This window comes from Azospirillum sp. HJ39, from assembly GCF_041507355.1.
Lineage (GTDB): Bacteria > Pseudomonadota > Alphaproteobacteria > Azospirillales > Azospirillaceae > Azospirillum > Azospirillum thiophilum.
Map to the genome: position 1 here is coordinate 499,479 of NZ_CP167912.1, position 21,254 is coordinate 520,732.

The following is a 21,254-nucleotide window of genomic DNA, read 5'->3' on the forward strand; positions in this document are numbered from 1 at the left end:
GCATGTTCCCGTTCGGATTCCAGACCATCGACGGACGGATGTCACCCAACCCCGCGCACGCCCTTTCCCTGCCATCGCCGTCCCGCTGCGTCGTGTTCTCGGTTGCCGGTCAAGCGCTGGCGCTGCCGGTGGAAGCCGTGCGGCGCTTCCTGCCGTTGCCGCGGCTGGACCGCCTGCCGACGGCGCCGCGGCCGGTCGAAGGCGTGTTCCGCTATCAAGGGGAGATCGTGCCGGTCCTGCGCCTGGACGCGCTGCTGGATCTCGGCGCCGGGGCGGCGCCGGGCGGGCTGTATGCGCCGCTGATCCTGATCGCATGGCGGGGACGCCCGACCGCGCTGCTGGTCGACCGGGTGCATGGCGACGTGGCGGTGGAGCCGGGGGACCGCATGCCGTCCGACCCGTCCCTGTCCTTCAACGGCTGCGCCGCCGCCGCCTTCGCCGACCGGGTGACCGGCCGCGGCGGCGCGGTGACGCTTCTGGATCCCGCCCTGCTGCTGAGCGAGGCCGAGGGGCGGATTCTCGACGCCTTCCGCGCGGCGGCGGAACGCCGGCTCGCCCCATGGGAAGATGGCGGAGGGCACGCGCCGTGATCGTCACCGCAGCATCCGCCGCGATCGAGGCGATCCGCCGCGACCCGCATTTCCCGCGCCTGAAGGCGATGGTGATCGACGCCACCGGGCTGGCCTATTACGCCGACAAGGACGCCGCCTTCGCCGAGCGGATCAACCGCCGACTGCCGTTCGGCGGCATCGCGACTCTGTCGGGATATCTCGCCGCGCTGGAGGCGGAGGGGCCGAACGGTGCCGAATACCAGGGGCTGATCAACGAGCTGGCGGTGGGGGAAACCTTCTTCTTCCGCTACATCGAACAGTTCGACGCCCTGCGCGCCGTCGCCATCCCGGAATGCATCCGCCGCAACCAGACCAGCCGGCTGCTGCGGATCTGGAGCGCCGGCTGTTCCATCGGGCCCGAGGCCTACACGATGGAAATCCTGCTGAAGCAGCATTTCGCCGACCAGCTGGAGGGCTGGCAGGTCCACATCGTCGGCACCGACATCAACGGCGCCTTCCTGGAGCAGGCCCGCCGCGGCGCCTACGGCGACTGGGCGGTGCGCGGCCTGTCGCCGGACACGCTGGAGGCCTGCTTCGACCGCCAGGACCGGCTGTGGTCGGTCAAGCCGAAATACCGGCAATGGACCAGCTTCATGCCCTTCAACCTCGTGGACGGGGCGATCCCCTCATATCCCCACGGCATCGGGCATTTCGACATCGTCCTGTGCCGCAACGTCATGATCTATTTCGACGAGGCGACGCGGCACCGGCTGCTGGGGAACCTGCACAGGGCGCTGGCGGACGGCGGCTGGCTGGTGGTCGGCCATGCCGAGGCCGGGCCGCAGCTGAACGAGCTGTTCATCCCGGTGTCGGTGCCCGGCGCCACGCTCTACCGCAAGCAGGTCGACCGCCCGCCTCCGCCGTACGTGCCCCCGTCCGCCGCCCCGCCGGCCGCCCTGTCCACCCTGCCGCCCGCCGCGGCCTCGCCCGCTCCCCCGGCCAAGCCGCGGCGCGCTCCCGCCGCGCGGCGGGCGCCGCCCGCCCCCGCCCCCGCCCCCGCGCCCGGCGCGGCGCCGCCCGCCGTCCCCGGCCCGCCCGATGCGGCGGACGCCAACGAGCGCTCCACGGTGCTGGAGGGCTGCATCGCCCGCATCGAGGCCAACCGGCTGGATCCGGGCGCCCACTACCAGCTCGGGCTGGTGGAGGAGGAGCTGGGCGTCGGCGATCCGGTCGCCGCCTTCAAGCGGGCGCTCTATCTCGACCCGCGCTTCGTGCTGGCCGACTATCATCTGGCGCTGGCCTATTGGCGCCGCGGCCGGCTGGTGCCGGCGCAGCGCCACTTCCGCAACGCGCGGGAGGCGCTGGAGAACCGTCCCGACGACGAGGCGGTGACGGAAGGCGGCGGCCTGACCGTGCAGGAGCTGCGCGGCATGCTCGCGCTCTGGCTGTCGGGCGAGGAGGGCTGATGGACGAGACCGATCCCGATTTCCGGCCCGATTCCCATCCCCGCCCGGCTCCGCGCCGGTCCGCCATCGACTGGGAGGATGTGCGCGAGGGGCTGGCGCAGCGCAGGGCGATCCTGGAGGAGACCTTCGCCGGACGCGGCCCCTGGGCCGACGCCCTGCTGGACCGCCGCACCGAACATCTGGCCGAACCGCCGCCCGTCCTCGACGGTGAGGACACCGGCATCCCGATGCTGGTCGCGCGCGGGGCGGCGACGCTGTACGGGCTGGAGCTGCGTCATCTCGGCCATATCGCGCCGATGCCGCGGCTGGCCCGGGTGCCGGGAGCGCCGCCGGCGATGCTCGGGGTGATCGCCGTCGGCGGCCGGGTGATGCGGCTGTTCGACCTCGACCGGCTGTGCGGCGGGCCCGGCGCCCTGCCGGCGGGGGATGGCGGCGCTGCGGGCGGCGCGGCGGAGCCCGGCTATGCCCTGGTGCTGCGCACCGGCAGCGGCCGGCCGGCGGCGCTGCGCCTGCATGCGGTGGAGCGGGTGGCGAGCATCGCCCCCCAGCGCGCCGCCCCGGCGGAGGCCGGGCCGCTGGTCAAGGCCATCGCCGCCGACCGCATGGCGATCCTCGACATGGCGGCGCTGCTCGATGTCGTGAAGAGCTGAGACCCGTCCGATCCACTCGCAGAAGCCGTCAGGGGCTGGAGTCCAAGAATGAACATCAAAGTCGCGCACAAGCTGGTCCTGGGATTCGGCGTGGTGTGCATCCTGACCGCGCTGCTGGCGCTGTACCAGATGTCGCGCTTTTCCGACGCGCTGGGCGTGATCATGGCGGTGTCCAGCTACGACACCGAGGCGGCCGACTTGGTGACGACGGTCGGCAACCTCCAGGCGGAGCTGCGCAGCACGCGCGAGACGGCGCTGAACGCCGTGTCCATCGCCAATGCCGAGGGGCGGGCGGCGGAAATCCCGGCGATCCTGACGCCGCTGCGCCGCCACTATGACGAGGTCGGGGCCAAGCTGCGCCAGGATCTGGGCAGCCTGCGCGCGATGGTGGCGCAACGCTCGCTCAACAGCGTGACCGACAACCGCCGCCGCGGCTGGGTCGAGCTGGACACGGCGGTCAACGAGATGAACCGGGCCATCATGGCGGTCGGCGACGAGGCGCGCACCATCTACACGATGCTGGAGCGCAACCAGGTCGCCGAGGCGCTCCAGCGCCGCCAGAGGGTCGACGAGCTGCGCAAGGCCATGGAGCAGCGCATCGAGACCGCCCAGACCGCCATCGACCATCTGACCGCGTCGGGGCGCGACGACATCCGGGCGATCTACGACTCCGCCATCCAGTCGTCGGTCATCGCCCTGGTCGTCGTCTTCCTGACCGCCGTCGCCGTCGCCTACATGATCGGCAGCTCGATCACGCGGCGGCTCGGCCGCGCCATCGACTTCGTCACCAAGGTCGGCCACGGCGACCTGACGCAGGAGATCGCGATATCCGGCAAGGACGAGCTGGCCATCCTGGGCGACCATCTGAACGAGATGGCCGGCCGGCTGAAGTCGATGGCGCGGACGACGCGCGAAACCGCGGAGAGCGTCCACGCCGCCACCGCGCAGATCCGCGCCTCCACCCAGCAGCAGTCGGCCAGCGTCGCCGAGCAGCTGGCGGCGGTGGAGCAGACCACGGCCACCCTGTCGGAGATCACCGAATCGGGGGCGCAGATCAACCGCCGCGCCCAGGACGTCTCCCACGGCGCCCAGACGGTGGCGGCCTCCAGCCATTCCGGCATGAAGGCGGTGGACGACACCATCCAGGCGATGGACGCCATCCGCGAGCAGGCCGAGGCGGTGGCCGAGAACATCGTCATGCTGTCCGAGCGCACCCAGGCGATCGGCGAGATCATCGTGACGGTGAACGACATCGCCGAGCGCTGCCACCTGCTGGCGCTGAACGCCGCCATCGAGGCGGCGGCGGCCGGCGAGCATGGCCGGACCTTCTCCATCGTCGCCGGCGAGATCAAGAGCCTCGCCGACCAGTCGAAGGAGGCGACCGCGCAGGTCCGCTCCAACCTGTCGGAGATCCAGCACGGCATCAACGCCTCGGTCATGCTGACGGAGGAGGCGGTCAAGCGCGTCGCCGCCGGCAAGCGCCAGACCGACGCCACCCAGTCGACCATCCGCACCATGGCGGAGAACATCCAGGAGAGCGTGCTGGCCTTCCAGCAGATCGTCGCCGGCACCAACCAGCAGCAGATCGGCCTGGAGCAGGTTATCCAGGCGCTGCAGAACATCCGCGAGGCCAGCAGCCAGACCGCCGCCGGCACCCGCCAGCTGGAGGGCGCCGCCGCCAACCTGAACAATCTCGGCCAGGGCCTGGTCGAGGCGGTGCGGAACTACCGGGTGTGACGATGTTCAGCCGAGGCTCCTGATGGATATCCGCCAGCGCCTGCTCGCCGCCTTCGACATCGAGCACAAGGACCATCTGTCGGCGATCCGCAACGCGCTCCGCGAGGCCGAGGCCACCGGGGAGGAGCCCGACCTCGTCGACATCCACCGCCGCGCCCACAGCCTGAAGGGGGCGGCGCGCGCCGTCGACCTGCCGGAGGTGGAGGCGATCTCCCACCGGCTGGAGGCCGCCTTCATCGCGGTGCAGAAGGGCGGGACGGCGCTGGACGCCGCCAGCGCCGCCGTGGTGCGCCGCGCGCTCGACGCCATCGAGGATCTGGTCGCCTGGTCGCTCCAGGGCGGCGAGGCGGTGGAGACGGCCGGGGTGCTCGCCGATCTCGACCGGCTGGCCGGCGGCGGGTCCGGCGGGACCGCCTCCTCGTCCGCCGCCGCCGCACCCGCGGGCAACCGGGGGCGGGGGCGCACCCAGGTGCCGCCGCGCGAGCGGCCGGTCGACGCCGACAGCGCGGCGCTGGTCCGCATCGCCTCCCAGGGGCTGGAGCGCCTGTCGGAGACGGCCTCGGCCCTGCTGCCGGAGGTGGAGGCGCAGGCCGGGCTCGGCGAGCAGCTGCGCCGGATGCGCCAGGAATGGCGGGCGCTGGACCGGGCGTGGCGGCACCTGCGGGTGCAGGTCGGGCGCGGGGTGCCGGCGGATGCGGCCGACGGGCGCGGCGCGCTGCCGGCCCTGATGTCGTTCGAACGGCGCTTCCGCGCGCTCGGCGGCGCGCTCGACAGCGCGCACCGCAGCCATGACCGGCTCCTGTGGTCGATGCGGCGCTGGGGCGGCGGCTTGCAGCAGGACATGCGCCGCCTGCGCATGCTGCCGGCCGAGAACCAGCTGAGCGGGCTCGGCCGCATGGTCCGCGACATCAGCCGGGCCGAGGGCAAGGAGGTCGAGGTCGACGTCCGCGGGCTGGAGGTCGAGGCCGACCGCGCCGTCCTGCAGCGGCTGAAGGATCCCATCCTGCACATCGCCCGCAATTCCATCAGCCACGGCATCGAGACGCCGGCCGAGCGGCTGGCGCTGGGCAAGCGGCCGGCCGCCCGCGTCACCATCGCCGCATCGGTCGAGGGGGCGCGGCTGCGGCTGCGCATCGAGGATGACGGGCGCGGGCTCGACCGCGCGGCGATCCGGCGCCGGGCGGAGGAACGCGGGCTTCTCGACCCCAGCTCCTCCGACGGGGCCGGCGAGGCCGAGGAGGTGCCGCTGGAGCGGCTGACCGAATTCCTGTTCCACCCCGGCTTCTCGACCGCCGTCCACACCACCGAGCTGGCCGGGCGCGGCATGGGGCTGGCCATCGCGCGGCGGGAGGTGGAGCGGCTGCAGGGCAACCTGACCATCGCCGACCGGCCGGGCGGCGGCACCGCCGTCACCATCGAGGTGCCGCTCAGCCTGCTGAGCCAGCGGCTGGTCTTCGTCGCCGTGCAGGACCAGATCCTGGCGATCCCCTCGGCCGACGTGGTCCGGCTGCGCACCACCCCGGCCGAGGCGCTGTTCTCCGGCGTCGGCACGCCGATGATCCGCATCGGCGACGAGGAGATCCCCGTCACCTCGCTGGCGGCGCTGCTCGGCATGGAGGCGCCGGTGGTGCCGACCGCCGAGCGGGCGCTGGCCCTGGTGGTGGTGCGGGCGGCGGACCGCAGGCTGGCCCTGGCGGTCGACCGCTTCGTCGCCACGCGCGAGACGGTGGTGACCGCGGCGGACGAGACCGGGCTCGAGTCCGGCCGCTATCTCGGCACCGTGCTGATGGACGACGGCGGTCCGGCGCTGGTGCTGAACATTTCCGGCCTGATGCCGCTGCCCGGCAGCATCCTGCCCCCGCCGGCACGGCCCGCGGAGGAGGCGCCCCCCGTCCGGGCGCATATCCTGGTCGTCGATGACAGCATCACCACCCGCACGCTGGAAAAGAGCATCCTCGAAGCCCATGGTTATCGGGTGACGCTGTGCGTGGACGGGCGCGAGGCCCTGGAGCGCCTGTCCGAAGGGATGGAGGTTGGCCTGATCATCAGCGACGTCGAGATGCCCCGGATGGACGGTTTCGCCCTGTTGCAGGCGGTCAAGGCGGACAGGCGGCTGGAGGAGATCCCGGTGATCCTGGTCACCTCGCGCGCCAGCGACGAGGACCGCGAGCGCGGCCTGCGGCTCGGTGCCGACGCCTACATCGTCAAGACGCGCTTCGACCAGAACGAGCTTCTGGCCGGCATCCGGCGGCTGCTGTGAGCGGGGCCGCGCGGGCAGGGGCCGAGGCCGGGGTGCAGGGCGCGGCCCGCCGCATCCGCGTGCTGGTGGTCGAGGACAGCCCGGTCATCCAGCAGCTTCTCAGCCACGTCATCGGCTCCGATCCGCGGCTGGAGGTGGCCGGCATCGCGTCGAGCGGCGAACAGGCGCTGCGCATGATCGAGCGGGAGGCGCCGGACGTCGTGTCGCTCGACATCCGCCTGCCGGGCATCGACGGCTTCGAGGTGACCAGCCGCATCATGCGCCAGACCCCGCTGCCGATCGTGGTGGTGGCGTCCGACGTGCGCGACCTCGACATCCCCATGCGGGCGCTGCAGGCCGGCGCGCTGGCGGTGGTGGAGAAGCCGGGCAGCATGGCGCGCGCCGACTACCAGACGGTGGCGCACCATCTCTGCACCCAGCTGGTCATCATGAGCCAGGTGAAGGTGATCCGGCACCGCATCACCGCCCGCGCCGCGCGGCCGGCCAACGCCTCTGCCGAGTTGCCGCCGGTGCCCCCGCCGACGGCCGCGGCGGTGACGGCGGAGGGGAACATCCGGCGCTTCCGCGCGCTCGGCCTCGTCGCCTCCACCGGCGGGCCGGCGGCGCTGTCGCGGATCCTGAGGGAGCTGCCGGCCGGTTTCCCGCTGCCGGTCTTCGTGGTCCAGCATATGGGGGCGCCCTTCATGGCCGGTTTCGCCAACTGGCTCGGCACCGTTTCCGCGCTGCCGGTCCGGCTGGGCGAGCAGGGGACGACCCCGCGTCCCGGCACCGTCTATGTGGCGCCGGGCGACCGCCACATGCAGGTGGAGAACGCCACCATCCGCCTGTCCGACGCCCCGATGGTGTGCGGGCAGCGCCCGTCGGGCGAGGTGCTGTTCCAATCGATGGCGCGCGGCTACGGCGCCGCCGGCATCGGCGTGCTGCTGACCGGCATGGGGGAGGACGGCGCGCGCGGGCTGGCGGACATGCACCGGACCGGCGCCTACACCATCGCCGAGCACGCCTCCACCGCCGTCATCCACAGCATGCCGGGCACCGCCGTCCGGCTGGGCGGCGCCGTGGAGGAACTGCCTCTCGACCGGGTGGCCGCACGGCTGCTGCAACTGACCTCCGACGATAAGATGGCGTCATGAACGGACTGCGCACCCTCGTTCTCATGGGCTCCCAGACGCAGGGGCTTCTGCTGAAACTGCTGCTGGAGGAGCGCGGCGTGGAGGCGGTCTGCGTCGAGGGCGTCGAGCCGGCGCTGGCCGAACTCGCGCGCGCCCCCCACGATCTGCTGATCGTCGAGGGCGAGCTTGCCGGTCCGGCCGGGCTGGCCGAGTTGCGCGCGCGCAGCGACGCGTCGGTCATGGTGCTCGGCCGCGGCGAGGGGGAGCATGACACCTCCGACCCGCAGGCGCTGGTGGCCGAGGCGTGGCGGACGATCGAGCGGCGCAGCGCCCCCCCGACGGCGCCGGAGATCTTCCGCCGCGCCCGCATCCTGATCGTCGACGACAGCGCCACCTACCGCGAATTCCTGCGCGGCGAGCTGGAACAGGAGGGGTGCAGCGTCACCGCCGCCCGCAATGCCGACGAGGCGGTGGCGGCGCTGGCCGGCGGCGGGCTCGATTGCGTCATCCTCGACCTGGTGATGCCCGGCACCAGCGGCACGCAGCTCTGCCAGCGCTTCGACCGCTTCCGGCGCAGGCGCGGCCTGTTCTTCCAGATCGTCATCCTGACCAGCCAGGACGACGAGGAGCAGCTGATGATCAGCCTGAACGCCGGGGCCGATGATTTCGTCGGCAAATCGCAGACGATGGATGTCCTCAAGATCCGGCTGATGGCACTGTTGCGCCGTAAATACTTCGTCGAGGATCACCTGTTGCGGCTTCCGCGATCTGTACCTTCCGCATAGGAGGGAGTAGAGCCATCGTGTGATTTCCCAAGTCGGCGGGTCCGTTTATTGTCTGTGGACATTCCGAAACCTACCGTATGGTCGATCCGGTGCCCATGGCGATCAGCCTCCAGCCCATCCTCGAGACCCCGATCCCAAGAGACGCCGACGCGATGCCCCGATCTTCGGCCACCCCGCTGCCACCGACCGATCAGCGCCACCGCGAGTGCCTCGACAATGCACGCCGGGTCTGCGCGGCCGGCACGGTCCCGGCCATGCTCGTCATCGGCGGGCCGGACATCGCCGCCGTGCGCTGCAACGAGGCGCTGGCCGCCCTGCTGAACCGGCCGCGTGCGGCGACCCGCGACGAAAGCGGGCACGGCCTGCTGCCGGGCGGCTGGCCCGCGGTGGCCGAGGCGCTGCGCCCGCTCTATGTCGACGAGGGGGAAGCGAAGACGGAGGGGGGGGCCGCCGCACCCCTCCGCCCGGACGTCGCGCTGCTGCGGCTGCCGACCGAGCCGCCGGTGACGCTGCGCGCCGCGCCGCTGCTGGCCGATGGGCGGGTCGTCGGGGTGCTGGCGACGGCGACGCTGGACGACGCCATCGCCCGGATGGCCGAGACCATGCGGGCCGAGGTGGAGCGCACCACCGCCGCGCGCTCGCGCTTCCTCGCCTCGGCCAGCCACGACCTGCGCCAGCCCTTCCAGGCGATGCGGCTGTTCCTCGACGCGCTGACGACCCAGGTGGACGGCAACGCGCGGGCGACGCGCACCGCCGGCATGCTTGCCAACGCGATGACGGCCGGCGAGCGGCTGCTGAACGCGCTGCTCGACATCTCCACCCTGGATGCCGGAACGGTCGAGGCGGATCTGCAGGCGGTGTCGCTCGACGCGCTGCTGCAGTCGCTGGCCGAGGAGTTCCGGCCGCAGGCGGAGGAAAAGGGGCTGCGGCTGCGCATCCATGTCCCCGCCGATGCTGCCGGCCGGGCCTTCACCCGCAGCGACCCGGTGCTGCTTGGCCGCATCGTGCGCAACCTGCTGGCCAACGCCATCCGCTACACCCAGCGCGGCGGCATCCTGCTCGGCCTGCGCAAGCGCGACGGGCGGTGGCGGATCGAGGTGTGGGACACCGGCTTCGGCATCCCGCCGGACAAGCAGGACGTCATCTTCGACGAGTTCCACCAGCTGACCAACCCCAGCCGCGACCCGACGCGGGGGTTGGGGCTCGGGCTGGCGATCGTGCGGCGGCTGTCGGTGCTGCTGAACGCTCCCATCGACGTGCAGTCGCGCTCCGGCCGCGGCTCGGTCTTCGCGGTGACGGTGGAGCGGCTGGCGGACGGCGAGGGGGCGGCCGACGCCGCCGCGGTCCCGGCGGTGCCGGCCGACGGCGGCGGCGCTGCCGGCGTTCCGCTCGACGGCATGCGCATCCTGGTGGTCGACGACGACAGCATGGTGCTGTCCGGCCTGCTGCTGACGCTGGAGAGCTGGGGCTGCGCCTTCGTCCCGGCCGCCAACATGCGGGAGGTATTCGCCGCGGTCGACGGGCTGGAGGGGCCGCCCGACGCCATCCTGACCGACCTGCGCCTTCCGGGGAAGGTATCGGGCTTCGACGTGATCGACCGCGTGCGCAAGCTGTTCAGGGCCGACATCCCGGCGGTCGTTCTGACCGGCGAGACCGCGCCCGAGAGCCTGCTGGAGGGCCAGCGCCGCGGCTGCGCCTTCCTGCACAAGCCCCTCCATCCCGACGAACTGCGCCGGGTGCTGGAGGAGGTGCGGCGCAACGGGAAGACCGCCGGCTAATCCCTGGGCGGGCTCTGCATGTAGAGCACCAGCAGCCGCACCAGGCTTTCCAGCGCGTTGGCGTGGATGCGCTCGTAGCCGTGCGAGGCGTCGATGCCGAAGCAGACCAGCGCGGTGCGGATGTCGTTGCCGGCCTCGATCGCCGACGCGCTGTCGCAGCGGTAATAGCGGAAGACGTCGCGCCGGTGCGGGATGTTCTGCGCCTTGCACAGCGCCAGCAGCGCATGGGTCAGCGCCATGTCGAACGGGCCGGTGCTGTCGGCCATGGCGACGGTGACGCCGTATTCGCTGCTGTTCTGGCCTGGGGCGGTGGTGCCGTTGTCGATGGTCACCATCTCCGCCACGTCCTGGTGCAGGATCGACGAGGCGCCCGACCCGACCTCCTCGGAGATGGTGAACAGCAGGTGGCAGTCCACCGGCAATGACGCGCCGGCATCGACCACCGCCTTCGCCGCCCCCAGCATCACCGCCACGCCGGCCTTGTCGTCGAGGTGGCGCGAGACGATGAAGCCGTTCTCCAGGAATTCCGGCTGCGGATCGATGGCGACCAGGTCGCCGATGTTGAAGCCGTGCTCCTCCAGCTCCCGCCGGTTGCTGCAGGGGGCGTCGACGCGCAGTTCCACCTGCTGCCAGCTGACCGGCTGGCTGTCGACCTCCTTGTTGAAGGTGTGGCCCGACGCCTTCAGCGGCAGGATGGTGCCGCGCCACGGGCCGCGGTCGGTCAGCACGGTGCAGCGCGCCCCCTCGGCGAAGCGCGACGACCAGTGGCCGATGGGCACCAGCTCCATCCGGCCATTGTCCTTCAGCATCTTCACCTGGGCGCCCAGCGTGTCGACATGGGCGACCAGCGCGCGGTCCGGGCTGGCCCGCACGCCCTTCAGGTCGGCGCGGATGGCGCCGCGCCGGGTCAGCTCGTAGCGGATTCCCATCCGCTCCAGCTCGGCGCAGCACAGCCGCACCACGTCGCCGGTGTGCCCGGTCGGGCTCGGCGTGGTCAGCAGCCGGTAGAGAACGTCGGTGACATAGCCCATATCGATGGGCAAAGGCACGGCCATGGTCGGTTTTTCCTCCTGCTGGGGGGCTATGCTGCGGCGGCGCCGGCCCCCTCCCTGACCCTCCCCCACCTGCGGTGGGAGAGGGGACTGCCGCCGCTTCGACAGGTACGTCGCGCCACCAGGCGTCCTACCCCCTCTCCCGCGATCGGACCGGCCTTCGGCCGGCCGAGGGCGGGGGAGGGATGGGGAGGGGGCACCGTCGCGACAGCTCCCCCTCAGAACACCCCCCGCGTCTGGGGGAACAGCAGGTCGACGAAGCGTTCCGCCGTCGGCTGCGGTTCGTGGTTGGCGAGGCCGGGCCGCTCGTTCGCCTCGATGAAGACGTAGCCCGGCCGGTCCGGCGCCTCGACCAGCAGGTCGAACCCGACGACCGGGATGTCGAGCGCGCGGGCGGCCACCGTCGCCACCTCCACCAGTTCGGGATGCAGGCTGTCGGTCACGTCGTGGATGGTGCCGCCGGTGTGCAGGTTGGCGGTCTTGCGCACCGGCAGCGGCTCGCCGGCCGGCAGCACGTCGTCCAGCGTCCGGCCGGCGGCGGCGAGGCAGCGCTCGGTCTCGGCATCCAGCGGGATGTGGCTCTCCCCGCCGGTGGCGGCGGCGCGGCGGCGGCTCTGCGCCTCGATCAGCTCGCGCACGCTGTGGGTGCCGTCGCCGGTGATTTCCGCCGGACGGCGCACCGCGGCGGCCACGACCTTCTTGTCGATGACGACGATCCGCAGATCCTGCCCCTCGCAGAATTCCTCCAGCAGCACCGTGTCGCAATGCTGGCGGGCCGCGGCGATTGCGCGCTCCATGGTATCGGCGTCGCGGACGTCGACCGTGATGCCGCGCCCCTGCTCGCCGCGCGCCGGCTTGACGACGATGCGGCCATGCTCCGCCAGGAAGCGCGCAGTCCCTTCCCCATCGCCGGCAACCATCTGGGCGGGCACGGCCAGCCCGGCGCGCTCCAGCACGCGGCGGGTCACCGCCTTGTCGTCGCAGCGGCTCATGGCGACGGCGGTGGTCAGCTCGCTCAGCGACTCCCGGCAGACCACGCTGCGCCCGCCCCAGCTCAGGCAGACATAGCCGGCCTCGGCGTCCAGCACCTCCACCCCGATGCCACGCCGCCGCGCCTCGTTGACGATGATGGTGGCGTAGGGGTTCAGCGCCTCGCCGGGCTGCGGGCCGGTGAACAACCGCTCGTTGATCGGGTTCTTCGTCTTCAGCGCGAAGACCGGGATGCGGCGGAAATTCAGCTTCTCATAGAGCGCGATGGCGTTCCCGTTGTCGTGCAGCACCGACAGATCGAGGAAGGCGCGGCCGCGCGCCTGCACATGCTCGGCGACGGTGCGGACCAGCGTCTCGCCGATGCCGGGGAAGGCGGCCTGCGGGTCGACCGCCAGGCACCACAGCGAGCTGCCATTCTCCGGATCGCCGAAGGCGTGGGCATGGTCCACCGCCGTCACCGCGCCGATCACCGCGCCGGTGGCGTCGTCGCAGGCGACGAAATGGGTCAGCACCCGGCTGTTGCGCGACGCCACCAGGAAGGAGGAGGAGACCGGGACCATCCGCCGCCGGGCATAGATGCGCTGCACGCCCTCGGCATCCTCGCGCGTGCGCAGGCGGCGGACGCTGTAGCCCTTGGGCCGGCGGCGGGACGGGCGGTAGTCGCTCAGCCACAGGCGGAAGCTGTGGGAGGGGTCGAGGAACAGTTCCTGCGGGGCGAGGGACAGGGCGACATGCGGATCCTGCAGGTAGAACACGATGTCGCGGGTGCCGGGCGCCTCCTGCCGCAGGGTGTCGATCATGCGGCCCTGGTCCTCGAAGGTGTGGGCGAAGATCAGCCGGCCCCAGCCGCAATCGACCGTCACGTCGGCGCGCGGCGCCTCGGCTTCCCCCTCGCCCTCGGTCGGAGGGCGGCCGGTGTAGCGCCGGGTGTGGCGCAGGGTGGCGCTGGCGGCGCGTTCCAGCCTGTGCGGTTTCACGCGGGCGTAGCTCATGGGATTCCCCCTGGTGTTGGGCTCTGGTTTTCCTGCGGCGTCCGGCCGAATGTCGTCCGGCCGACTGGCTTGCGGTCAGAAGCCCTGTTCCTGGAACCAGAGTTCCAGCAGCGCCACCTGCCACAGCTTCGACCCGCGCAGCGGCGTGATGTGGCGTTCCGGATCGGCCAGCAGCCGGTCGAGATAGTCGCGGCGGAACAGCCCGCGTTCGCGCGCGGCCGGGGCGTCCAGCACGTCGCGCACCAGTTCCAGGAAGGGGCCGCGCAGGTATTTCAGCGCCGGCACCGGGAAATAGCCCTTCGGCCGGTCGATCACCGCCTCCGGGACGACGCGCCGCGCCGCCTCCTTCAGCACGTATTTGCCGCCCTCGGCCAGTTTCATCTCCGCCGGGATGCGGGCGGCCAGCTCGACCAGCTCATGGTCGAGGAAGGGCACGCGCGCTTCCAGCCCGGCGGCCATCGTCATGTTGTCGACGCGCTTGACCGGGTCGTCCACCAGCATGACCGTGGTGTCGAGCCGCAGCGCCTTGTCGACGGGCCGTTCGGCGCCGGGCATGGCGAAGCGCTGCTCCAGCCAGCGGCGGGAATGGTCCTCGCCGACGAAGCGCGGGTCGAGCGCCTCGGCCATTCCGGCCTGGTCGCGGTCGAAGAAGACGCGGGCATAGTCGCCCACCGCGTCGCGGCTCTCCAGCAGCGGCGGATACCAGTGATAGCCGCCGAACACCTCGTCGGCGCCCTGGCCGGACTGCACCACCTTCACCTGCTTCGCCACCTCCTGCGACAGCAGGAAGAAGCCGATGTTGTCGTGGCTGACCATCGGTTCCGACATGGCGCGCACGCAGTCGCGCAGCTCCGGCAGGGCGCGGGCGCTGTCGACGAAGATGCGCCGGTGGTCGGTGCCGAAATGCTCCGCGACGATGTCGGAATACTGGAACTCGTCGCCGCGCTCGTCGCCCACCGTCTCGAAGCCGATGGAGAAGGTCTTCAGCCCGCTCTGGCCATTCTCGGCCAGCAGCGCGGTGATCAGCGAGCTGTCCAGCCCGCCCGACAGCAGCACGCCGACCGGCACGTCCGCCACCAGCCGGCGGCGCACGGCACGGGTCAGAGTCTCCAGCACCAGCTCGCGCCAGTCCTCGAAGCCGCGCCCCTCGTCGCCCGGCTGCGGGCCGAAGGTCAGCGACCAGTAGGCGGTTTCGCGCCGGGTGCCGTCCGGCTCCACCACCAGCACGGTGGCGGGGGGGAGCTTGCGCACGCCCTTCAGGATGGTGCGCGGCGCCGGAACGACGGCGTGGAAGCTCATGTAATGGTGCAGCGCCACCGGATCGACGTCGGTGTCGATCCCGCCTGAGGCCACCAGCGCCGGCAGCGAGGAGGCGAAGCGCAGGCCGCCCGGAATGTCGGCGAGGTAGAGCGGCTTGATGCCGAGCCGGTCGCGCCCCAGCACGACCCTGCCGCTGTCGCGCTCATGGATGGCGAAGGCGAACATGCCGTTCAGGCGCTTGACGAACTCCGGTCCCCAGGCGTGATAGGCCTTGATCAGGACCTCGGTGTCGCCGTCGGAGAAGAAGCGGTAGCCGAGCCCGGCAAGCTCGTCGCGCAGCTCGCGGTGGTTGTAGATGCAGCCGTTGAAGACGATGGCGAGGCCGAGCGCCGCATCCACCATCGGCTGCTGCGAGGCTTCGCTGAGATCGATGATCTTCAGCCGGCGATGGCCGAGCGCGACGGGCCCATGGGCGAACAGCCCGTGTCCGTCCGGTCCGCGCGCCGCCATCCGGTCGCACATCGCCTGGACCGCGGCGCTGCTCGCCGCGCTCCCTGCCTTGAATCTGATCTCGCCGCTCAGTCCGCACATCGGCTGTCGAGCCTCCTCGTTGGGTTAGGACGAAGGGGCGCTCGACCCGCAGGACGGGCCAAACACCGGGGGAGCGCCGGCCGCGGAGTGTCGCCGCCGCTCTTTTGCAGGCGGCCATGAAAGTCCGGCGTGAAATTCCGGCACTGCCAGCATGCTCCCCGCCCGGATAACGGTTCAGGCGGGCAGGGGTTCCCTCGAGGGGTCGGGCATGAGGACGAGCATCGGTCCGGATCAGAGCCTGAAGAAGCCGCGCAGCCGGGCCAGCAGCGCCTGCGATTCCACCGGCGGCGGCGGGGCGGTGCCGTGGTGGCGGTCGCGTTCGGCGCTGTTGCGGCTCTGGCGCTCGGCCATCAGCTCGGCCAGCCGTTCGGCCAGTTCCGGGCGGCGGCGCAGCAGCGGGTCGAGATGGCTGCGCTCCAGCTCGAACACCAGGGCGTCGGTGCAGGCGACCACCGAGGCGCTGCGCGGCTGGCCGGTCAGCAGCGACATCTCGCCGAACAGGTCGCCCGGCTGCAGGCGGGTGAGGTGGAGAAGGCGGGGATGCTGGCCGCCCTCCGCATCGGCCGGAATGGCGTTTGCGGGCGCGGCGGCCTGGACGTCGAACACTCCTTCGGCGATGACGAACAGCGATTCCCCCGCGTCGCCCTGGCGGACGGCGGCGGCCCCGGCGGGGAGGTGGTGCGGGCGCATCGCCCGGGCCAGCGCCTCGACCTCGCCGTCGTCGAAGGCGTCGAACAGGTCGAGCCGCCGCAGCAGGCCGTGGCGCAGGCCGTCGCCGTCGGGAGGCGCGGGGCGGCGGCGGTGGATCTCCTGCTTCGGGCGGGCCGGCTCGATCCCGGCGCGGGCGAGGTTGGCGAGCGCCGCGGTCAGCACGGCGTCGCGCACCAGCGACAGGCGGGCGCCGTCGTCGGCCCAGAAGCGCGCCAGATAGGCGACGCCGTTGGGGGTCACGCCCTCGACGATCACGTCCGGCCGCGGGGTGGGCAGCACGCCGTCGGCGCACAGCAGGGCCGACAGCAGGATGCGCTTGGCCCGCTCCACCGGCACCTCCTGGTCGAGCAGGATCGGCACCGCGGCGCGGAAGGCGGGGGTCGGGCGGCTGTAGTTGGTGAAGCGGCTGCCGGCGACGATGCCGTTCGGCACGATGATGGCGGTGCCGTCCGACGAGATCAGCCGGGTGGCCCGCCAGTTGATCTCGTCGACCCGGCCGGCCACGCCGGGCGACAGCTCCAGCCAGTCGCCGAGCCGGTAGGGGTGCTCGATGTTCAGGGCGATGCCGGCGAAGATGTCGGCGATCATGTTGCGCAGCGCGAAGCCAAGCACGGCGATGGCGACGCCGGAGGTCGCCAGCAGGCCGGTGACCGGCTGTTCCAGCACGAAGGCCAGGATGGCCAGCACCGCGACGCCATAGACGAAGAAGCGCAGCAGGTCGGCGAGCAGCCGCGGGATGCGGGGCGGCCGCTGCCCGTTCGCCCCGCCGCCTCCGCCGTTCGCCTCGCCGCTGCCCGCCGCCAGCAGGTCGATCAGCCGGGCCCCGCCCCAGGCCGCGGCCAGCCAGGCCGCCGCCGCGACGGCGATGTCGAAGCCGCCGCTCAGCGACGATCCGGCGATGGGCTCCAGATGGGCATGCAGCCAGGGCTTGGCCGCCGCCAGCCCGGCGAGAAGGGCCAGGACGGCGCAAGGGGCGGACAGACGCCGCAAGGCGTTCATCGGGCACGGATCTCCTCGGCACCCGGCCACCGCGGCCGGGCGAGGGGCGACGATGGCACGAGCACGCCTTGTCCCGTCAAGCGGTCAATTCATCCTCCGGTCTGCTGCCTTGGCCTGCCGCCCCGTCACGTCGTCGGCGGGCGCCGGATCGGAGCCGGCGGCCGTGCCGGCGAAGCCGTGGGCGCGGCAACAGGGCGGCGGCGCGGCGGTTCCCTCGGTCATGCCCTTCAGCGGCAGCTGCGGAACGCTCCCATGTCCAGGTGGAAATGGTTGCGGTGGGCGTCGTTGTAATCCGGTCCCAGCACCACGTCGAAGAAGCGGCAGGCGCCGTCGCGCAGGTCGCGCAGGAAGGCGGCCTTCGCGCCGGCCCCGGCCGCGGCCCAATCGTCGAGAACCCCGATCCGCGTGCCGTCGGCCAGCACGAAGGCGGCCAGATCGATGGCGTTGGCGCTTGCATGCTCGCTGCGCCGGCCCTCGGCGCGGCCATAGACGTTGCGGCAGGCATAGGTGCCCAGATGCTCGACCCTTGCCACCCTGCTGGCGAAATGGCGCTCGGCCGCCGGCTGCATCGCATGCGTCTCGAACAGGGTCCAGGCGGCGGCGAGCCCGCAGGTGGCGAGGAAGCCGCTGCTGAAGGCGACCTCCGACCGCGACACCCGGACCACCCCGCGGAGCGCGCAGGTTTCATCGGACCCGCGATCCGGCAGGGCGGTGAAGCGCAGGCCGGTGTCGCCCAGCGCGGCCCGGCACTGCTCCGGGTCGCGCTCCAGCCGCGCCAGCTTGAAGCCGGTCAGCCAGTCCGGCTCGGCCCGCAGGTCGAGCGGCGCCCACGGATCGTATGTCGCCGGCACCTCGACCAGCCCGCGCCACACCGCCGCCGCCGTCCCGGCCCCCGCCAGCAGGAGGACAAGCGCCAGCCAGCGCAACGCCCTAGCCATCGCCGGCTGCCGGCCGGGCTGACGTTCGGGCTGCCGGCCGCCGGGCTGCCGGTCGCCGGGCCGGTGGCGTCGCGGGCATCAGCGGTCCAGCAGCCCGTGGCGGCGATGCCAGTCCTCCAGCGATTCCTCCGGATAGCCGGTGAACCGCACATCGTTCGGGCCGTCCGGCACCTCGACCCAGGGCGCCTTGAATTCCAGCATGATATGCACCCGTTCCGGCGGCGTCGGCAGCGGCGTGTCGATGGCGGAGGCGAAGGGATGGACCAGCTCCGGCCAGGCCGGATCCTCCGCCCACAGCGCCGTGCCGCAATGCGTGCAGAAATGGCGGTGGGACGGGCCGGGATGGGTGTGGCCGGGATGGCCGGGATCGTCGATGGGCGCGCGCCAGGTCGCCACCGCCTCGCGCCCTTCGACCTCCAGCGTGTCGGCGTCGCCGCCCAGATTGATGGCATAGCCGCCGCCCCCGGCGCTCTTGCGGCAGATGCTGCAATAGCAGCGCATGTAGGGGACGGGCGTCGGCGAATTCAGGGTGAAGCGGACCGCGCCGCAGCGACAGGAACCGGAGAGCTTCATGGATCTGGTTTCCGCGAATTCGGCACCCGCGACAGGCGCCTCGTTCCTCTACCAGATGGGATCCGCAGCGCCGCCGGCAAGCGCATGCGGTTGCGCCGCCGCCGGGGGCGGGGAGGGCGAGGGGGCGGATGGGGGCGGCGGGCATGTGGCCCCCGCCCCCGCAACCGCTTACCCCATGATGTTCTCGTCCAGCATGCGGCGAGGCATGTCCGCACGCTGTTCGCGATCCTGCTTCGGCGGCTTCGTGACGCTGAAGCCGATGCCCGTCAGCAGGAGAACGCCCAGCGAGGCCACGGTGACGATGTTGCAAAGCATGGTGACTGACCCTTTCCCTAACCTTATTCGGCCACCCGACCGGGGCGGCCAGACCTTTATTCGCCGGTCCCCTGCGCCATGGACGCCGGGGCCCGGACCTTTCTTCCCTCGGCATCGCCGGAGGCGCCGGAAAAATTGATCCGCATGACGGATTGTATTGATTTCCAATGCCTTACAGGCGTGAGCTCTGCGGAGCGGTCACATAGTCCCCCATCGCCGCGCCGGCAACGGGCGGCTGCCGGAAATCGGCGCAGCTCTGGTTAACAAAATTGTCATGGCAGAGCGCGGAGCTGGGATATCGCGGTTTCGCCGGGCGGGGCGGCGGCGTTTCCGGGCGTTCCGGCGATGGAGGAAGGATGCTTCCGCAGATCACCTGACGAATCGATAAAAAATCCCAAAAACAGAAAATATTCCCATATTATGCCCGCTTTAATCCTAACCCATGGAGCCCGGCCATGCCCATCGATACCCGCACCCTCAATCAGGACAGCCTTCCCTGCTGGGCCGCCGAGCCGCCGGTCCCGCCCGACGGCTCGCTGGTTCCCGGCTCGCAGTTCCATGAAGAGCAGTGGATCATGGCTGCCGGCATGCTGGCGCGCGGCAACTCCTTCCAGCAGGTCGCCCGTGCCATGGGATGCAGCCGCACCACGTTATGGCGGGCCTATTACGGCTCCAAGCCCCTCCGCGTCCGTGTCTGGTGGGAGCGGCAGGCGCTGAGCCGGGAGGCCGAGTTGCGGCTCTCCTCGCTGCGCGCCCTGGTGGCCGAACAGATCGAACGGCTGGTCGCGTCCGGCGACCCCTCGACGGTGCGCTGGCTGGCCGAGCGGCTCGGCCTGTTCACCGGCCTCGACGCCATGGCCGGCGCCGGCCGGGCGCATTCTCCGGCCCCGGCCCCGGTTCCGGCCCCGGTTGCGGCAGCCGAATCCTCCGCCGACCCGTTCGGCCCCACCCCGTTCGCCGTCACGGTTCCGGAACTCGACGACGATCTGCCCGGGGCGCTGCGCGAACGCCTGCCGCCCGATGCGGCGACCATCGCCGCCATCCTCGCCTGTCCGGAGGCGGCGGGGCCGAAGGGCGTCTATCCCTGGACCCTCAACCCGGACGAACCCTTCCCGAACCTCGCGCCGGTGCCCGAGGCGCGGCGGGGGAGCCGCCGGGGCGCGGCCTTCTCCCGCCGCCTGTAAGGCCGGCCCTGGCGATGGAACACCGGCGGAAAACCGTTCCACGCCGTTCCAGGCCGCCGCCCCGCCGGACCGCCGCCGGACCGCTCAGCCCGCGAAATCGGGCTTGCCGGCCAGGATGTTGCCGGTGACGGTCCTGATGTCGCGCAGGCCGCACATCGCCATGGTGACGTCCATCTCCTTCCGGATGATCTCCAGGCACTGGGACACGCCGGCCTCGCCGCCGGCTCCCAGCCCGTAGAGGAAGGCGCGGCCGATGAAGGTGCCCTTGGCCCCCAGCGCCAGCGCCTTGACCACGTCCTGGCCGGAGCGGATGCCGCCGTCCATCAGCACCTCGATGCGGTCGCCGACCGCCTCGACGATGGCCGGCAATGCGGCGATGGAGGAGATCGCGCCGTCGAGCTGGCGTCCGCCATGGTTGGAGACGATCAGCGCGTCGGCGCCGGTTTCCGCCGCCATCGCCGCGTCTTCCGGATCGAGGATGCCCTTCAGGATCAGCTTGCCGCCCCAGCGGTCGCGGATGCGGCGCACGTCGTCCCAGTTCAGCGCCGGGTCGAACTGCTCCGCCGTCCAGGAGGACAGCGAGGACAGGTTGCTGACCCCGGTGGCGTGGCCGACGATGTTGCGGAAGGTGCGGCGCTCGGTGCGCAGCATGTTCAGGCACCAGCGCGGCTTGGTCGCCATGTCGAGGATGTTGCGCGGCGTCAGCTTCGGCGGGGTGGACAGGCCGTTCCTGATGTCCTTGTGGCGCTGGCCGAGGATCTGGAGGTCGAGCGTCAGCACCAGGGCCGAGCAGCCCGCCGCCTTGGCCCGGTCGATCAGCTTGTCGATGAAGGCGCGGTCGCGCATGACGTAGAGCTGGAACCAGAAGGGCTTGTCGGTATTCTCGGCCACGTCCTCGATCGAGCAGATGCTCATGGTCGACAGGGTGAAGGGAACGCCGGCCTTGGCTGCGGCGCGGGCGGCCAGGATCTCGCCGTCGGCATGCTGCATCCCGGTCAGCCCGGTCGGCGCCAGCGCCACCGGCATGGCGACCGGCTGGCCGACCATCGTGCTGGCCAGGGTCCGGTTGGTCATGTCCACCGCCACGCGCTGGCGCAGCTTGATCCGGCCGAAGTCGGACTCGTTGGCGCGGTAGGTCTGCTCGGTGTAGGAGCCGGAATCCGCGTAATCGTAGAACATCCGCGGCACGCGCCATTCCGCCAGCTGCCGCAGATCCTCGATGCAGGTGACGGGCCGGTCGGTGAACAGGTTCGCCCAGCGCGACGGCGGCCGCGCGGAGGGCATGCGAACGGAGGTCATGGGACGTGTCT

The 21,254-nt window shown here is 71.8% G+C and carries 18 protein-coding genes; 9 read left to right on the forward strand and 9 right to left on the reverse strand.

What is annotated here, in order from left to right; all coding sequences use genetic code 11:
• Positions 1 to 2: 2 nt before the first annotated feature.
• From ABMY26_RS29845 to ABMY26_RS29880, 8 genes are all read left to right on the forward strand, one after another.
• A complete protein-coding gene (locus tag ABMY26_RS29845) occupies positions 3 to 590 on the forward strand; it encodes a chemotaxis protein CheW (RefSeq protein WP_372399130.1) in 588 nt (195 codons plus the stop codon).
• Positions 587 to 2,017, forward strand: a complete 1,431-nt coding sequence (locus tag ABMY26_RS29850) for a CheR family methyltransferase (RefSeq protein WP_372399131.1) — start codon at positions 587 to 589, stop codon at positions 2,015 to 2,017. The genes ABMY26_RS29845 and ABMY26_RS29850 overlap by 4 nt, the downstream gene beginning before the upstream one ends.
• Complete coding sequence (locus ABMY26_RS29855; RefSeq protein WP_372399132.1) at positions 2,017 to 2,667, forward strand: chemotaxis protein CheW; 651 nt, start codon at positions 2,017 to 2,019, stop codon at positions 2,665 to 2,667. The genes ABMY26_RS29850 and ABMY26_RS29855 overlap by 1 nt, the downstream gene beginning before the upstream one ends.
• 48 nt (positions 2,668 to 2,715) lie before the next feature.
• On the forward strand, positions 2,716 to 4,404 hold the full coding sequence (locus ABMY26_RS29860) for a methyl-accepting chemotaxis protein (RefSeq protein ID WP_372399133.1): 1,689 nt from the start codon (positions 2,716 to 2,718) through the stop codon (positions 4,402 to 4,404).
• A gap of 22 nt (positions 4,405 to 4,426) precedes the next feature.
• Entirely contained in the window at positions 4,427 to 6,664 is a 2,238-nt protein-coding gene (locus ABMY26_RS29865; protein WP_372399134.1) for a response regulator, read from the forward strand.
• Entirely contained in the window at positions 6,661 to 7,797 is a 1,137-nt protein-coding gene (cheB, locus tag ABMY26_RS29870; RefSeq protein WP_372399135.1) for a chemotaxis-specific protein-glutamate methyltransferase CheB, read from the forward strand. The genes ABMY26_RS29865 and cheB overlap by 4 nt, the downstream gene beginning before the upstream one ends.
• Complete coding sequence (locus tag ABMY26_RS29875; protein WP_372399136.1) at positions 7,794 to 8,561, forward strand: response regulator transcription factor; 768 nt, start codon at positions 7,794 to 7,796, stop codon at positions 8,559 to 8,561. Before cheB ends, ABMY26_RS29875 begins: the two co-directional genes overlap by 4 nt.
• 152 nt (positions 8,562 to 8,713) lie before the next feature.
• On the forward strand, positions 8,714 to 10,339 hold the full coding sequence (locus tag ABMY26_RS29880; protein ID WP_372399137.1) for a hybrid sensor histidine kinase/response regulator: 1,626 nt from the start codon (positions 8,714 to 8,716) through the stop codon (positions 10,337 to 10,339).
• Here ABMY26_RS29880 and ABMY26_RS29885 read toward each other — a convergent pair.
• The 8 genes from ABMY26_RS29885 to ABMY26_RS29920 all read right to left on the reverse strand — a co-directional run bounded on the left by ABMY26_RS29885 (position 10,336) and on the right by ABMY26_RS29920 (position 18,760).
• A complete protein-coding gene (locus tag ABMY26_RS29885) occupies positions 10,336 to 11,394 on the reverse strand; it encodes an osmoprotectant NAGGN system M42 family peptidase (RefSeq protein ID WP_372399138.1) in 1,059 nt (352 codons plus the stop codon). The two genes, ABMY26_RS29880 and ABMY26_RS29885, sit on opposite strands and share 4 nt — an antisense overlap.
• Before the next feature lie 215 nt (positions 11,395 to 11,609).
• The gene (gene ngg, locus ABMY26_RS29890) at positions 11,610 to 13,373 is read right to left on the reverse strand and encodes an N-acetylglutaminylglutamine synthetase (protein ID WP_372399140.1); all 1,764 of its coding nucleotides are present in this window, start codon (positions 13,371 to 13,373) and stop codon (positions 11,610 to 11,612) included.
• Positions 13,374 to 13,448: 75 nt separating this feature from the next.
• On the reverse strand, positions 13,449 to 15,224 hold the full coding sequence (locus ABMY26_RS29895; protein ID WP_372399141.1) for an N-acetylglutaminylglutamine amidotransferase: 1,776 nt from the start codon (positions 15,222 to 15,224) through the stop codon (positions 13,449 to 13,451).
• Between the two features lie 231 nt (positions 15,225 to 15,455).
• Positions 15,456 to 16,934 (reverse strand): mechanosensitive ion channel domain-containing protein, encoded by a 1,479-nt coding sequence (locus tag ABMY26_RS29900; RefSeq protein ID WP_372399142.1) that lies wholly within the window; start codon positions 16,932 to 16,934, stop codon positions 15,456 to 15,458.
• An 84-nt stretch (positions 16,935 to 17,018) separates the two neighbouring features.
• Positions 17,019 to 17,156, reverse strand: coding sequence for a hypothetical protein (locus ABMY26_RS29905; RefSeq protein WP_372399143.1), 138 nt, complete (start codon positions 17,154 to 17,156; stop codon positions 17,019 to 17,021).
• Positions 17,157 to 17,161: 5 nt separating this feature from the next.
• On the reverse strand, positions 17,162 to 17,872 hold the full coding sequence (locus ABMY26_RS29910; RefSeq protein WP_372399144.1) for an extensin family protein: 711 nt from the start codon (positions 17,870 to 17,872) through the stop codon (positions 17,162 to 17,164).
• Between the two features lie 78 nt (positions 17,873 to 17,950).
• A complete protein-coding gene (locus ABMY26_RS29915; RefSeq protein WP_372399145.1) occupies positions 17,951 to 18,445 on the reverse strand; it encodes a GFA family protein in 495 nt (164 codons plus the stop codon).
• Between the two features lie 168 nt (positions 18,446 to 18,613).
• Positions 18,614 to 18,760, reverse strand: a complete 147-nt coding sequence (locus ABMY26_RS29920) for a hypothetical protein (protein ID WP_372399146.1) — start codon at positions 18,758 to 18,760, stop codon at positions 18,614 to 18,616.
• A 455-nt stretch (positions 18,761 to 19,215) separates the two neighbouring features.
• Here ABMY26_RS29920 and ABMY26_RS29925 point away from each other — a divergent pair, with 455 nt between their 5' ends.
• Positions 19,216 to 19,944 carry a hypothetical protein gene (locus ABMY26_RS29925; protein ID WP_372399147.1) on the forward strand — a complete coding sequence of 243 codons (729 nt, stop codon included), beginning with the start codon at positions 19,216 to 19,218 and terminating at the stop codon, positions 19,942 to 19,944.
• A gap of 84 nt (positions 19,945 to 20,028) precedes the next feature.
• Here the strand turns inward: ABMY26_RS29925 and ABMY26_RS29930 are convergent, their stop codons facing one another.
• Entirely contained in the window at positions 20,029 to 21,243 is a 1,215-nt protein-coding gene (locus tag ABMY26_RS29930) for an L-lactate dehydrogenase (protein ID WP_372399148.1), read from the reverse strand.
• Between the last annotated feature and the right edge of the window lie 11 nt (positions 21,244 to 21,254).